Origin of the sequence: Streptomyces sp. NPDC057486, from assembly GCF_042802415.1 — a bacterium.
In the GTDB taxonomy this organism is placed as follows: Bacteria; Actinomycetota; Actinomycetes; order Streptomycetales; family Streptomycetaceae; genus Streptomyces; species Streptomyces yanii.
The window spans coordinates 1-14,553 of record NZ_JBHVEE010000052.1 but is presented as its reverse complement, the minus strand read 5'-3'; the positions used below and the strand labels follow the sequence as shown (position 1 = coordinate 14,553).

At 71.0% G+C, this 14,553-nt stretch carries 11 protein-coding genes; 7 read left to right on the top strand and 4 right to left on the bottom strand.

From position 1 onward, the window contains the following. Positions 1-7: 7 nt before the first annotated feature. Positions 8-1,762: a PucR family transcriptional regulator gene (locus ACFU6I_RS23820; protein WP_384370199.1), complete on the bottom strand. Its 1,755-nt coding sequence runs from the start codon at positions 1,760-1,762 to the stop codon at positions 8-10. Positions 1,763-2,022: 260 nt separating this feature from the next. Between ACFU6I_RS23820 and ACFU6I_RS23815 the strand changes: the two genes are divergently transcribed. The 6 genes from ACFU6I_RS23815 (at position 2,023) to ACFU6I_RS23790 (ending at position 10,199) form a co-directional block, all read left to right on the top strand. Further along, complete coding sequence (locus tag ACFU6I_RS23815; protein WP_267000448.1) at positions 2,023-2,913, top strand: xanthine dehydrogenase family protein subunit M; 891 nt, start codon at positions 2,023-2,025, stop codon at positions 2,911-2,913. Positions 2,914-2,915: 2 nt separating this feature from the next. Then, positions 2,916-3,509 carry a (2Fe-2S)-binding protein gene (locus ACFU6I_RS23810; protein ID WP_384370196.1) on the top strand — a complete coding sequence of 198 codons (594 nt, stop codon included), beginning with the start codon at positions 2,916-2,918 and terminating at the stop codon, positions 3,507-3,509. Between the two features lie 2 nt (positions 3,510-3,511). Continuing rightward, positions 3,512-5,896, top strand: a complete 2,385-nt coding sequence (gene pucD / locus ACFU6I_RS23805) for a xanthine dehydrogenase subunit D (RefSeq protein ID WP_384370194.1) — start codon at positions 3,512-3,514, stop codon at positions 5,894-5,896. A gap of 298 nt (positions 5,897-6,194) precedes the next feature. Continuing rightward, positions 6,195-7,661 carry an NCS2 family permease gene (locus ACFU6I_RS23800; protein WP_384370191.1) on the top strand — a complete coding sequence of 489 codons (1,467 nt, stop codon included), beginning with the start codon at positions 6,195-6,197 and terminating at the stop codon, positions 7,659-7,661. 37 nt (positions 7,662-7,698) lie between these two features. After that, positions 7,699-8,850, top strand: a complete 1,152-nt coding sequence (locus ACFU6I_RS23795; protein ID WP_384370188.1) for an XdhC family protein — start codon at positions 7,699-7,701, stop codon at positions 8,848-8,850. An 827-nt stretch (positions 8,851-9,677) separates the two neighbouring features. Then, a complete protein-coding gene (locus ACFU6I_RS23790; RefSeq protein WP_384370185.1) occupies positions 9,678-10,199 on the top strand; it encodes a hypothetical protein in 522 nt (173 codons plus the stop codon). A 290-nt stretch (positions 10,200-10,489) separates the two neighbouring features. Here the strand turns inward: ACFU6I_RS23790 and ACFU6I_RS23785 are convergent, their stop codons facing one another. After that, positions 10,490-11,692 carry an MFS transporter gene (locus ACFU6I_RS23785; RefSeq protein WP_384370182.1) on the bottom strand — a complete coding sequence of 401 codons (1,203 nt, stop codon included), beginning with the start codon at positions 11,690-11,692 and terminating at the stop codon, positions 10,490-10,492. A 460-nt stretch (positions 11,693-12,152) separates the two neighbouring features. Then, positions 12,153-13,193, bottom strand: a complete 1,041-nt coding sequence (locus tag ACFU6I_RS23780) for a hypothetical protein (RefSeq protein ID WP_384370313.1) — start codon at positions 13,191-13,193, stop codon at positions 12,153-12,155. Positions 13,194-13,281: 88 nt separating this feature from the next. On the opposite strand from ACFU6I_RS23780, the gene ACFU6I_RS23775 reads away from it, so the two are divergent. Then, positions 13,282-13,851 (top strand): SMI1/KNR4 family protein, encoded by a 570-nt coding sequence (locus ACFU6I_RS23775; protein WP_384370179.1) that lies wholly within the window; start codon positions 13,282-13,284, stop codon positions 13,849-13,851. Between the two features lie 8 nt (positions 13,852-13,859). On the opposite strand, the gene ACFU6I_RS23770 is transcribed toward ACFU6I_RS23775, so the two are convergent. Continuing rightward, positions 13,860-14,264 carry a DUF3291 domain-containing protein gene (locus ACFU6I_RS23770; RefSeq protein WP_384370176.1) on the bottom strand — a complete coding sequence of 135 codons (405 nt, stop codon included), beginning with the start codon at positions 14,262-14,264 and terminating at the stop codon, positions 13,860-13,862. Positions 14,265-14,553 lie beyond the last annotated feature (289 nt).

The following is a 14,553-nucleotide window of genomic DNA, read 5'->3' as shown; positions in this document are numbered from 1 at the left end:
CGTGGAGTCAGCTCATACGCAGGGCGAGGAAGAAATCGAGCTTGTCCTCGAGGCGCGAAAGGTCACGCCCCGTCAACTGCTCGATTCGCCCGACCCGGTAGCGCAAGGTGTTGACGTGCAGATGCAGCCGGGCCGCGCAGCGGGTCCAGGAACCGTCGCAGTCCAGGAACGCTTCCAGGGTCGGGATCAGTTCGGCCCGGTGGCGCCGGTCGTAGTCGCGCAGCGGGTCGAGCAGCCGTGCGGTGAACGCACGGCGCACATCGTCCGGGACGAACGGCAGCAGCAGGACGTGCGAGGCCAGCTCGTGGTGGCCGGCCGCGCAGACCCGGCCCGGACGGGCCGCCGCCACCCGGCGGGCGTGCCTGGCCTCCTCCAGGGCGCCCCGCAGCCCCTCGGGGGAGTGCACGGCGGCGCTGACACCCAGTGTCAGACGGCCGTCGTCGGCGAGGCCTGCGGAGAGCGGTTCGCGGACGGCGGCGAGCAGCGCGTCGGCGTGCAGCGCCGGGTCGCCCTTGACGCCGGCCCCGGCATCCCCGGCGTCCGGGGTCTCGGCGTCCGCGAGCTCCGGCACCGGTGCGGCGACGGCGGGCAGCGGTACGAGGGCGATCGCCTCGTCGCCCGTGTGCGCGACCGCGATCCGGTCGGCGGAGTCGGGGCCGGTGACCGCCGGGTCGACCAGGATCTCCTCCAGCAGCGCCTGGGCGGCGGGGCCGCCCGCGATGCCGGCTGTGCCCGCGCCGCCCGTGGAGCCCGGCGTGCCCTCCACGTCCCAGTCGACCCGGGCGACGACGACCTGCCAGTGCGGGGCGGTGCCGAGACCGGGCAGCAGGACCGGGGCGGCGACCCGCAGCCTGGCCGCGATCTCGGTGGGCGCGGCACCCGTCTGGACCAGCTCCAGGACCTCCTGGGCGAGCCTGCGGCGTACCGTGCGGGCCGCGTCGCGCCGGTCCCGTTCGACCGCGATCAGCTGGGTGACGCCCTGGAGCAGATCCAGCCGGGCAGCCGGCCAGTCGCTCGCGTCGGCCTCCACCGCGAGCAGCCAGTCGGAGAGGACCGACTCGCGGACATCGCGGGACGCGGGGGCGGCTCCCCTGCCGGTGTTCCGGATCGGGAACAGCGAATAGGTGGTGCCGTCGACCGTGGCCCGGTGCGGACCCCGGCGGCCGGTGCGGGTGGCGGCCAGATGCCGGCCGGCCAGCACCGCGCCGACCGGGCCGGGCAGCGGCGCACCGGCGCCCGCGATCTGCCGACCGGTGGGGGAGAGCACCCAGGCATGCAGGTCAAGGTCCGAGCCGAGCAGATCGAGGACCACCTCCGGGCCGCCACCGGCCGGACCCGAGGTCATCAGCCTGCGGTGCCGGTCCACGACCGCCGCCAGGTCGCCCGCCCGCTCGCCGGACACCTGGCGCACCACATGCTCGGTGATCGTTGCGAACGCGACGGTCTCATGGACGGCGAAGAGGGGCAGCCGGTGCCGTGCGCACGCCTCGATCAGATCGTCGGGGATGTTGCCGAGCTCCGCCTCGCCGGCCGCGAGTCCGGCGACCCCGGCGCCGGCCAGGATCCGCACGAACGGCTCCGAGTCCGCCGCGTCCCGGCGCCACGCCAGGCCCGTCAGGACCAGCTCACCGCCGGCCAGGTAGCGGCTCGGGTCCCGCAGGTCGGTGGTCATGACGCCGCGGACGGACCGGTCGAGCTCGTCCTCGCCACCGAGCAGCCGCAGGCCCAGCGCATCGGTTTCCAGCAGTGCGCGCAGCCGCATCTCGTTGCCGCCGATCTCTTTCGTTGGTGCGGGTGAAAACTGGGTATTGCGGTGAGGTTACTGATCCCCGCCATTCGTTCGAATCTACAAGACGAGGACGGCGACCAGCCAACTCCTTCATGGTTTCGGTGACTGCACCGTGTGGAGTCCCGGTTGTGTACTGGGCCACACACCGCGTTAACAGCACATGAACAAGCCAATCGAGGGCCGGCCGTCCCCAGCCCCAGCGAACGACCCGAATGAGAAGAAGAGAGCCACTCATGGACTTCCTTCGCCCCGCCAGCTGGGAGGAGGCGCTCGCCGCCAAGGCCGAGCATCCGACGGCTGTGCCCATTGCAGGCGGCACCGATGTGATGGTCGAGATCAACTTCGACCACCGGCGGCCCGAGTACCTCCTGGACCTGAACCGCATCGGTGAGCTGTCCGAGTGGGAGGTGGGCCAGGAGAACGTGCGGCTCGGCGCCTCCGTGCCGTACAGCCACATCATGGAGCACCTGCGGGCCGAGCTGCCCGGTCTGGCGCTCGCCTCGCACACCGTCGCATCCCCGCAGATCCGCAACCGCGGCGGCGTCGGCGGCAACCTGGGTACCGCGTCGCCCGCCGGGGACGCCCACCCGGCCCTGCTCGCCGCCGGCGCCGAGGTCGAGGCCGAGTCCGTACGCGGAACCCGGATGATCCCGATCGACGCCTTCTACACCGGCGTCAAGCGCAACGCCCTCGAACCGGACGAGCTGATCCGGGCCGTGCACATCAAGAAGGCCGACGGGCCGCAGCAGTACTCCAAGGTCGGCACCCGCAACGCGATGGTCATCGCCGTGTGCGCCTTCGGCCTGGCCCTGCACCCGGAGACCCGCACGGTCCGTACCGGCATCGGCTCCGCCGCCCCGACACCCGTCCGGGCGAAGGAGGCCGAGGAATTTCTGAACGCCGCGCTCGAGGAGGGCGGGTTCTGGGACAGCCGCACGATCATCACACCGTCCATCGCCGCGCAGTTCGCCACGCTCGCCGCCGGCGCCTGCAACCCGATCGACGATGTGCGCGGCACCGCGAGCTACCGCAGGCACGCGGTGGGGATCATGGCCCGCCGCACCCTCGGCTGGACCTGGGAGTCGTACCGCGGCAACGGCCGCAGCACCGAAGGAGCTGCCTGATCATGCGCGTCAATTTCACGGTCAACGGTCGTCAGCAGGAGGCCGACGACGTCTGGGAGGGCGAGTCCCTCCTCTACGTGCTGCGCGAGCGGATGGGCCTGCCCGGCTCCAAGAACGCCTGCGAGCAGGGCGAATGCGGCTCCTGCACGGTCCGCCTGGACGGCGTCCCGGTCTGTTCCTGTCTGGTCGCCGCAGGTCAGGTGGAGGGCCGCGAGGTCGTCACCGTGGAGGGCCTCGCCGACTTCGCCGCCCACCGTTCCGAGGCGCACCCCGGCAGTGGCTGTGCCTCCGGCGCCTGCGGGACCACGCTCGACCAGGCCCGCCGGTGGGAGGCCCGACCGACCGGTGAGCAGCCCCGGGACGCCGGTGAACTCTCCCCGATCCAGCAGGCGTTCATCGACGCGGGCGCCGTCCAGTGCGGCTTCTGCACCCCCGGTCTGCTGGTCGCCGCCGATGAGCTGCTGGAGCGCAACCCGGAGCCGTCCGACGCGGACATCCGCGAGGCGCTCTCCGGCAACCTCTGCCGCTGCACCGGCTACGAGAAGATCCTCGACGCGGTCCGCCTCGCGGCCGCCCGCGCGGAAGAAACGGTCTGACGATGGGCGTTACCGGCTCCCCCACCAACATCCACCAGGGCACCCGCACCAGGGGCGGCATCGGCGAGTCCACGCTCCGCCCCGACGGCATCCTGAAGGTCACCGGCGAGTTCGCGTACTCCTCCGACATGTGGCACGAGGACATGCTCTGGGGTCACACGCTGCGCTCCACGGTCGCGCACGCCGAGATCGTGTCGATCGACACCTCCGAGGCGCTCGCCACCCCCGGCGTCCATGCCGTGCTCACCTACGACGACCTGCCGACCTCGGTGAAGAACTACGGCCTGGAGATCCAGGACACCCCCGTTCTCGCCCACGGCAAGGTCCGCCACCACGGCGAACCCGTGGCGCTCGTCGCCGCCGACCACCCGGAGACGGCCCGCCGTGCCGCCGCGAAGATCAGGATCGACTACCGCGAGCTGCCCGTCATCACCGACGAGGCCTCCGCCACCGCACCCGACGCGATCCTCGTCCACGAGGGCCGGAGCGACCACCACTCCGGGCACGTCCCGCACCCGAACATCGTGCACCGCCAGCCGATCGTCCGCGGTGACGCGGACGCCGCCGCGGCCCGTGCCGATGTGATCGTCAGCGGCGAGTACGTCTTCGGCATGCAGGACCAGGCCTTCCTCGGCCCCGAGTCCGGCCTGGCGGTCCCCGCCGAGGACGGCGGTGTCGATCTGTACGTCGCCACGCAGTGGCTGCACTCCGATCTCCGCCAGATCGCCCCCGTCCTCGGCCTGCCCGAGGACAAGGTCCGCATGACGCTCTCCGGCGTCGGCGGCGCCTTCGGCGGCCGCGAGGACCTGTCGATGCAGATCCACGCCTGCCTGCTGGCGCTCCGTACCGGCAAGCCGGTCAAGATCGTCTACAACCGGTTCGAGTCCTTCTTCGGGCACGTTCACCGCCACCCCGCGAAGCTCTGGTACGAGCACGGTGCGACCCGCGACGGCAAACTCACCCACATGAAGTGCCGCATCGTGCTGGACGGCGGCGCCTACGCCTCCGCCTCCCCGGCCGTCGTCGGCAACGCCTCCTCGCTCTCCGTCGGCCCGTACGTCATCGACGACGTCGACATCGAGGCGATCGCGCTCTACACCAACAACCCGCCGTGCGGCGCCATGCGCGGCTTCGGCGCGGTCCAGGCGTGCTTCGCCTACGAGGCGCAGATGGACAAGCTCGCCGCCGAACTGGGCATGGATCCCGTCGAGTTCAGGCAGCTCAACGCCATGGAGCAGGGCACCCTCCTGCCGACAGGACAGGTCGTCGACTCACCGGCCCCCGTCGCCGAGCTGCTGCGCCGGGTCAAGGCCCGGCCGCTGCCGCCCGAGCGCCAGTGGGAGGTCGCCGGCGAGCAGGCCGACGTACGGGCACTGCCCGGAGGCCTGTCCAACACCACCCACGGCGAAGGCGTCGTACGCGGCATCGGCTACGCGGTCGGCATCAAGAACGTCGGCTTCTCCGAGGGCTTCGACGACTACTCGACCGCCCGGGTCCGCATGGAGATCGTCGGCGGCGAACCGGTCGTCACCGTGCACACCGCGATGGCGGAAGTCGGGCAGGGCGGCGTCACCGTCCACGCCCAGATCGCCCGCACCGAGCTCGGCGTCGCCCGGGTCACCATCCACCCGGCCGACACCCAGGTCGGCTCGGCCGGATCCACCTCGGCCTCCCGGCAGACATACGTCACCGGTGGCGCGGTGAAGCACTCCTGCGAGGCCGTCCGCGAGAAGGTCCTGGAGATCGGCCGCCGCAAGTTCGGCACGTACCACCCCGCCTGGGCCACCGCCGAGCTGCTCCTCGAGGACGGCAAGGTCGTCACCGACGGCGGCGAGGTGCTGGCCGATCTGGCCGACGTACTGGAGGACGAGGCGGTCGACATCGAGCTGGAGTGGCGCCACCGGCCCACCGAGGCGTTCGACCTGCGCACCGGCCAGGGCAACGGTCACGTCCAGTACTCCTTCGCCGCGCACCGCGCGGTCGTCGAGGTCGACACCGAACTCGGCCTGGTCAAGGTCATCGAACTGGCCTGCGCCCAGGACGTCGGCAAGGCCCTCAACCCGCTGTCCGTCGAAGGACAGATCCAGGGCGGCACCACCCAGGGACTGGGTGTCGCCGTCATGGAGGAGATCATCGTCGACCCGAAGACCGCGAAGGTGCGCAACCCGTCCTTCACGGACTACCTGATCCCCACCATCCTCGACACGCCGACCATCCCCGTCGATGTGCTCGAACTCGCCGACGACCACGCCCCGTACGGGCTCCGTGGCATCGGCGAGGCCCCGACCCTGTCGTCGACCCCGGCCGTCCTCGCGGCGATCCGGAACGCCACGGGTCTGGAGCTGAACAGGACGCCGGTGCGCCCCGAGCACCTCACCGGCACCTGACCGACAGCTCCCACCGGACTCTCCGGGCGGTGTGTGCCTCCCAGGAACGTCACACGTCCACCGCCCGCACCACCCGGAGACCTCGTGTACCGCACCGCTCGCGGTCCGCGGCCCTGCCGAGCGGTACCGCAGCCGCGGTACCGCTCGGCCGGAAACACCCGCAGTACCCGCACATCCACTCTGCATGAACAGTTCGCCTCGGGCCGTCCCCCGGGTCGTGCAGCCAAGCAGTCATCCCAAATCCCGCATCACGAGTCTCCATCGCGGGTGCCCCTGTGAACCTTGGGAGTCAGGCATCATGACCCAGCAGTCAGTGGAGCCCAGGACCACCGCGGAGGAGGCGGGCCCCGGCTCGCGCATCCCCGCCGGCAGATCCTGGCTCGACCGGTACTTTCACATATCCGAGCGTGGATCCACGGTTGCGCGCGAAGTGCGCGGCGGCGTCACGACCTTCATGGCCATGGCGTACATCCTCCTGCTCAACCCGCTCATCCTCGGCGGCAAGGACGTCGAAGGACATCTGCTCAGCCGGCCGGGACTGATCACCGCCACCGCGCTCGCCGCGGCCGCGACCACCCTGCTGATGGGCTTCGTCGGCAAGGTGCCCCTCGCGCTCGCGGCCGGGCTCAGTGTCTCCGGCGTCCTCTCGTCGCAGGTCGCCCCCGAAATGACCTGGCCGCAGGCCATGGGCATGTGCGTGATGTACGGCCTGGTGATCTGCCTCCTGGTGGTCACCGGTCTGCGTGAGCTGATCATGAATGCGATCCCGCTCGCGCTGAAGCACGGCATCACGATGGGCATCGGCCTGTTCATCGCCCTGATCGGCCTCGTCAAGGCCGGATTCGTGCACGAGAACCCGGCTCCCGGCGGCGGTCCCGTCTCTCTCGGCCTGACCGGTGAACTGGCCGGCTGGCCGGTGCTGATCTTCTGCGTGACGCTGCTGCTGATCTTCATGCTGCAGGCGCGCAACATCCCCGGTGCGATCCTCATCGGCATCGTCGTCGGCACCCTGATCGCCATGGTCATCAACACCGTCGGCGACATCGACCCCAAGGCCTGGTACAGCGGTGCGCCGGAGCTCAAGGGCAGCGCGGTCTCCTCGCCGGACTTCTCGCTCTTCGGGAACGTCGATTTCGGCGGCTGGGGCGACGTCGGCGCGATGACCGTCGGCTTCATCGTCTTCACTCTCGTGCTCGCCGGCTTCTTCGACGCGATGGCCACCATCATCGGCGTCGGGACGGAGGCCGGGCTCGCCGACGACAAGGGCCGGATGCCCGGCCTGTCCAAGGCGCTGTTCATCGACGGCGCAGGCGGTGCGATCGGCGGCGTCGCCGGAGGCTCCGGTCAGACCGTGTTCGTCGAGTCGGCGACCGGCGTCGGCGAAGGCGCCCGAACCGGCCTCGCCTCCGTCGTCACCGGACTCTTCTTCGCGGCCTGTCTTTTCTTCACCCCGCTCACCGCGATCGTGCCCGCCGAGGTGGCTTCCGCCGCCCTGGTCGTCATCGGAGCGATGATGATGCAGAACGCCCGTCATGTGGACTGGAGCGATCGCGCCGTCGCGATCCCGGTCTTCCTGACCGTGGTCCTGATGCCCTTCACCTACACCATCACCACCGGTGTCGCAGCGGGTGTCATCTCCTACGTGGCCATCAAGGCGGCCCAGGGCAGGGCCCGGGAGATCGGCGGCTTCATGTGGGGGCTCACGGTGATCTTCGTCATCTACTTCGCCCTGCACCCGATCGAGAACTGGCTGGGCGTCAACTGACCCCCGCCCCTCCACACCTCGCTTAAGGAGACACGCCATGCTGGACATCGCCGAAGAGCTTCACCGGTGGGTCGGGCAGGGACGCGAGTTCGCCGTCGCCACGGTCGTGGCGGTCGGCGGGAGCGCACCCCGGCAGCCGGGAGCCGCCCTCGCCGTCGACCGCGACGGCAACGCGATCGGTTCGGTGTCCGGCGGGTGTGTGGAGGGTGCGGTGTACGAGCTGTGCCAACAGGCCCTCGATGACGGCATCACCGTACGGGAGCAGTTCGGCTACAGCGACGAGGACGCCTTCGCGGTCGGTCTGACCTGCGGCGGCATCATCGACATCCTGGTGACACCGGTCCGCGCGGACGATCCCGCACGCCCGGTGTTCGCCGCCGCGCTCGCCGCCGCGGCGGCAGGGCGGGCGGCGGCGGTGGTACGGATCACCGACGGCCCCGCCGAACTCCTCGGCCGCCCCCAACTCGTCCACCCCGACGGTTCGTACGAGGGCGGGCTCGGCGGACACCCCGAGCTGGACCGCACCGCCGCGGCCGAGGCCCGCGCCATGCTGGACGCGGGCCGCACCGGCCCCGTGACCATCGGCGCCGAGGGCTCACGCTGCGGCCGCCCCCTCACTCTGCTCGTCGAATCGAGCGTCCCGCCGCCCAGGATGATCGTCTTCGGGGCCATCGACTTCGCCGCCGCCCTGGTCAGGGCCGGCGCATTCCTCGGCTACCACGTCACCGTGTGCGACGCCCGCCCCGTCTTCGCCACGGCGGCCCGCTTTCCCGACGCCGACGAGATCGTCGTCGACTGGCCGCACCGCTACCTCGCGTCGACGACAGTCGACGCGCGCACCGTGCTCTGCGTGCTCACCCATGACGCCAAGTTCGATGTTCCGCTGCTGGAAATGGCGTTGAAGCTCCCGGTCGCGTACGTCGGTGCGATGGGCTCGCGCCGCACCCATCTGGAACGCAACGACCGGCTGCGCGCGGTCGGCGTCACCGAACTCGAACTGGCCCGGCTGCATTCGCCGATCGGCCTCGACCTCGGAGCACGTACCCCCGAGGAGACCGCGCTCTCCATCGCCGCCGAGATCGTCGCCGACCGGCGTGGCGGCAGCGGCGTCCCGCTCACCGGCGCACACACCCCGATCCACCACGAGGCCGGCCGGTCGGCGGCCGGCCGCATCTCCTCGGTGGCCTGACCGGCTCTCGGACCGCGACAAGGGAGAGCGTGATTCTCTGTGTGAGCAGTAAGGGGGCTACTGCGGTTGACATGACTGCTGATCTCAGTGGGCGGTCCTCTCGATGCGTCGCCCGCGGCGTGCTGGGAACCGGCTGCCGGCGGACTCCGGCGTGGTGAGCAAGGCGGCGAAGAACCCCGAGACGCACAGTCAGAACCGTTCGCTGATCCATCTCGGGCGAGCACCAGTTGGGCGGCGTCCCGGCGTACCTGCGATTTCCAGCCTCGGAGGACTGTTCGTTTTTCCGTAGACCCGTGGGTCGGCTACATACTGGCAGCCGCGGATATGCGGTCGCACGCCTGGCAGTTGCTTTGTGCCCTGCTCGCCGCGCCCCTGCTGCTCGTCGCTTTGGTGGTCTTGATGCACCAGTGGTCGGGGCCGGGCCGGTCCACCAGACCGCGCGGCGAAGGCCGGGGACGCCTGGTGAAGGTCGGGGCCGGGCTGTGCCCCGTGTTCCTGGGAATCCTGAGCTGGTCGCCAACCGCATTCGCGACATACGGTGCCAGCCAGACCGCCGTACTCGTGTCGCTGCTCGGCACCGTCGGGGCCCTGGCTACGGCGCGGGCGAGGTGGCGGAAGGGCCGCACGGTCCCGTCGAGGTGAGGCAGGCCGTCACGGTCCGAGGCAGTTGCGACGCTCTGCGGGGCCTCGGCCTTGAGTGTCCGAGTTCACGGGGCGTTCGGGACGTTCCTCTCTCGGAAGCCACGCCCGCCCTGCGTGCCCTGTTGCCTGCGTCCGTTGCGCAGGTCGGCGTGACCCGTGGCCCCCTTGCCGCACGTCAGGGGAATATGCTCGTTGTGTACTCGCCGCAGGGCGAGGCACTGCCGCTCGGGACGCTCAAGCGAGACGCCCTCGCTGTGCTGGGGCCCGGTGCCTTGGTGGAGGGCGTAGGACAGGGCTGGAACGGGGGCGCAGCTCTGCTGTCCTCCCAGTTGCGTTGGGTGACGTTGCTGGGCGTCGCAGGAGTGGCACTGGTGGCGCTGGCGGCTGCGCTGAACTGTCTGGCCGAGGTCGTGCGTTTCGCCCGGTCCATCGCCCCGGTGTCCGTGGTGAGCGGCAGCCGACGCGTGTACGCGACAGTGGCCGTTTGGACCCTCGCGGTGCCCCTGTGCGTCGCCGCGGTTCTGGGTGCGGTCAGTGCGGTCTGGGTCACCTTGCCCTACACCACCGCGCCGCGGAATGGCCGGCTGCCACCCCAGATGCTGACAGCAGCAGTGGTGGTGTTGAGCGTGTTGGCGGCGGCTGTGGCGAGCTTGGCCGCCATGAGCGCGGTGCGGGAATCGAGGCGCTGGCGCCCACGGCATGACTGAGGCAGGAGTGGCTCGGTGGTGCCATGAAGGCCAAGAAGGCCTCGCTGTCGATCCGTTATGACGACGGCAGAACCTGGAGCGCGACCGAGCTGCACAGGACCTCTGAGGGCAACTGGACCGCGCGGTTCAGGACGCCCGAGGTCACCTCACCGGCAGGGGGCCGGTGTGCCCGTCGTACTGGCGGACGCCGGCCCTCCTGCTGCGCGGGTTCCGTCAGCGCATGCTGGGCGGGAGCAAGACCGTGCCCCATCGGGCGGACGAGCTCGAAACGCGCCTGCCGGCGGGGGACCTCACCGGCGGGCGCCGCCGACCGTGAACGCCGCGCAGAGCAGCACCGGTGCCGCGGCGAGGGCGAAGCATGCCGCGAGCGGCAGGTGCCCCAGCATCGGACCGACCACTGCTGTTCCGCCCGATGACCCGGCATTGACCGCGGTGTTGATCCACGCGCCGGCCTGAGTACGGCTGCCCGCGTCGACGGACTCGTCCGCGATCAGATACGCCGTGGTCAGGGCCGGGGCGACGAACAGCCCGGCGACGGCGACCGCGCCGACCAGCACGTACACGTTCGGCGACAGTCCGGTCGCGAGCAGGGAAAGCCCCAGGGCGACGGCAAGTGCCGCCAGCCGCAGCCGACTCGACGCGTGCCACGAGACGGCGCCGTAGGCCAGACCGCCGACCGCGCTTCCCGCGGAGAGCGCCGCCAGCACCCAGGCCACGGCCGCATCCTGGCCGTGCCGGTCGGCGAAGGCCACCACCAGCAGGTCCAGCGCCCCCAGGCACAGCCCGACACCGGCCGCGACCGCCGCCGCGTGCCGCAACCCGGCCACGCCGAACAGCCGTTTCCTCGACGGTGCCGCAGAAAGCGGCTTCGTCCTCGGCGGGCGGACGCCCGCACCGCGCACGGCCGGAGACGCCACCAGGGTCGATGTCCCGACCAGCACCAGCGCGGCACTGACCGCCACACCGGCCGCGGGTTCGGCGAACTTCACCAGCAGACCCACCAGCAACGGCCCGGTGACGAAGAGGAGTTCCTCGGCCACACCGTCCAGGCTGTAGGCGCGCTGGAGCAGTTCCCGGTCGGGCACGAGGCCTTTCCACAGGGTCCGCATCACGGGTCCCAGCGGTGGTGTGCAGGCGCCGGCGGTCACGGCCAACGCTCCCAGCCGGACCCCCGACGCACCGGGCTGCCAGGTGACGTGGGCCAGGACCGAGAGGATCAGCGCATACGCGATGGCCATCGGCGGCAGTGCGCGTCGTGGCCCGTACCGGTCGATCAGCGCGGCACGGGCGGGGGAGAGGAAGACGCTGGTCGCCCCGAACAGGGCCATGACGGCGCCCGCCACGGAGTAGGAGCCGGTGGCGTCCTTGACCGCCAGCATCAGGGAGAGGGAGATCATCCCGTACGACAGCCGACCCAGCAGCGCGGCGCCGAAGGTGCGGGAGGCATGACGGGTGCGCAGGACCGTTGCGTACGAGGGAGCGCGAGAGGGCATGGGCGAAGGCGAAAGCATGAGGTTCGTTCCTCGGGAAGGCAGCGCGGACCTGGCGCGCTGTGTGCGTCACGGGACACCGGAGTGCCGCACCCGGAGTGACGGGCGCGGTCAGTACGGGGTCCTACGCACAGAGGAGGAACATGCGAGCAATCCTAAGGCCCCTCGTGGCGGGCTGTGCCCCGTCGCGCCGCCCAGCACGCACGCTCCTTCCGGGCAAGCATTGCCGGTCGCGGCGCCAACAGGAGGCCGGCGAGCGGCACATGGCTCGGCCGACGTCCGCCGTGCGGCCGTTGTCCCCACGATCACCACGCTGGGCCGCCGCCACGCGCAGCGGCTCGAAAAGCTGCCGGAGGGCGTGCAGGACCAGCTGCTCGCGCCACTCTCCCCGGCCGAACGCACGCAGCCGACAAGTCTGTTGGCGCGGATCCCGGACCACCGTGCTCAGGCGGCGCGGCGGGCGTCAGGCGGACCGTCCGCCTGACGCACTCTCCAGGATCTCCTCGGCGGTCCGTCGCAGCCGGGGCAGGAACCGGCCGACCTCCGCGCCGCGGCGCAGGAGGTCGTCGGTGGATGTGATGCAGAGATCGGCGACGGCGGCGCGGAAGGCCGGCATGCGCGCGGTGTGCAGCGCGGGCGCGTCCGCGGCCAGGACGGTGTGGCAGCGGGCGAAGGTCGCGATGATCCAGAAGACGGCTTCACGGTGGTCGCCCCGGTCGACGAGCAGCCGGCTTCCGTCGACGGCGATCGGCCGCGCCTGCGTGGTGAGGTCGCTGCTGAAGAAGAACGGTGTCCTCGCGACCGCGGCCGTGGCATCGAAGGTGCGGGTCAGTTCGGACAGGTGCTGCCGGACAGTGGGGGCGGAGAGCTGCGCGCAGCCCAGGAGTTCCAGGAGTTCCGGGTAGAAGGACGGGTGCCCGTACTCGGTCAGTACCTCGCGGGCGGCGAGATAGCGCAGCCGGACGGTGGGATTGCGCAGTGCGGCGACCAGCAGGACGTGGGTGGTCACCCCGGTGGGGAACAGCCAGCCGGTCACCTGCTCGTGGAACGGCAGGGAGGTGTCGAACGCGGCGAGCCGGGACTCGATGCGGTGGAGGGCGTCCTCGCACCGGCGGCGGACCCACGGCCGTTCCGCGAACCGTGGTGAGACGGATGCGTGCAGGGCGCGCAGCCGGCCGGTGGGGTCGGCGATGACCGTGTCCTGACGGAAGCTGCCCGCCAGGTGGTACGAGGCGAGGACCGCGTCCGCCGAGGAGAGATCCGCCCACGCCGCATAGGTGATCTCCAGCAGGGCGCCCCGGAAGCGGAGCTTGCCGGGCTTGACCGGCGGTTCGTCCCCGGCGAGGACGACGACGACGTCGACATCGGAGGACGGCGGCAGTTCGGCGTCATCCGGCAGGCCGACGGTGGATCCGCTGAAGTACGCACCGCGGAAGCCGGGTTCGGGTCGGGCGTGCTCGGCGACCCATCGGGTCGCGGCAGATCGTGCCGCTCCGACTTTCACCACGGTCCTCCTCGACGGCGTCCGGTTGCCGGGAGCAGTCAACACGGCCGGCAGGGCGTTGTCAGTGTCTGCTGGTACCTATGGGTCCATGAATACCGATCACGCCCAGCCCGCGGAGCTGGCCGCACTTCGTGCAGCCTTCGAGAGCGGTGACCCCCTCGGCTGGGACCGGGTGCGTGCCTTCGAGGCGGAGCACGGCATCGTCCTGCCGGAGCCGTACCGCACCTTCGTCGCGGAGATCTCCGACGGTTCGTACGCGGGGCCGCCGGACTACGGCCTCGTACCGCTGGCCGAGATGCCGGACGACGGAAGGGAAGCAGAGGACGGGCAGTGCCTGGCCGAGCCGTTCCCGTTGACGGAGGCATGGTTGTGGGAGGACGACGACCGCCCGGAGGAGGAGCTCGAACCGCTCCTCGACCAGGTCTTCGGTCATGGCTCGATCGTCCTGGGCACCGATGGCTGCGGCATGGACTGGCACCTCGTCGTCACCGGACCCCATCGCGGTCACATCTGGCACATCACCGGTGAGGGGGCCTTGCCGTTCGGTGCCGAGTTCGGCTTCACCACCGGTGAACCGGGATTCGCGGGATGGGTCGCGCACTGGGCCGCGAACAAGCCGTGGTTCGACGCTCCGGAGGACGAGTCCGGCGCTGCGTAGAGCAGGTGTCAGGTCGCGTCGGGCTGTTCCTGTTCCGCGATGCGCCGCTTGGCCTCGGCCCAGCTGACCGGCAGATACTCGACCGGAGCCTCCCAGAACGTGAACGTCGAGCTCCGCATGGTCGGGCGCAGCCCGGTCATGATGCCGCGATGCGGTTCGGTCCGGGCGTACGCGTAGAGGGCGTCACGGCTCTCCCATGCGGAGAGGGTGAAGAAGGTGCGCTTCGTGGGCTGGGCGATGAGGGACGCGCCGAAGGCTCCGGGCGCGGACCGCACCTGACGCCATGCGGAGAGCGACTTCAGGAAGAAGCGCGGCACGTCCTTGAGGGTGCGCACCTCGAAGCGGGAGGCCATGACGACGACCTGGCCGTGGTGCGGGGCGGGGTGGGGAGTCACCCAGGGCAGAGTGGGCATCGCACATCTCACCTTCACGGTTGGGTAGTGGCACTATCCATATTGGATAGTACTACTACCTAATGCTGTGTCGAGGCGAGACGGGAGTCGCGTGCGGCGCCGGACCGGGAGAGGGGCGAGACGCGCGGTGGGGGCCACAGCCCCTGGGTACGCCGAGACGGCCACGGCGCCTGGTCGGCCGGGCGTGACATGCGGACGGGGGGGGGGGGGGCGCACAGCCCCCGCCACCCCCCCACCACGTCGGGGGGCGTGATATAGCCGCAGAGCACGCGACCAGATCCCGACCCCC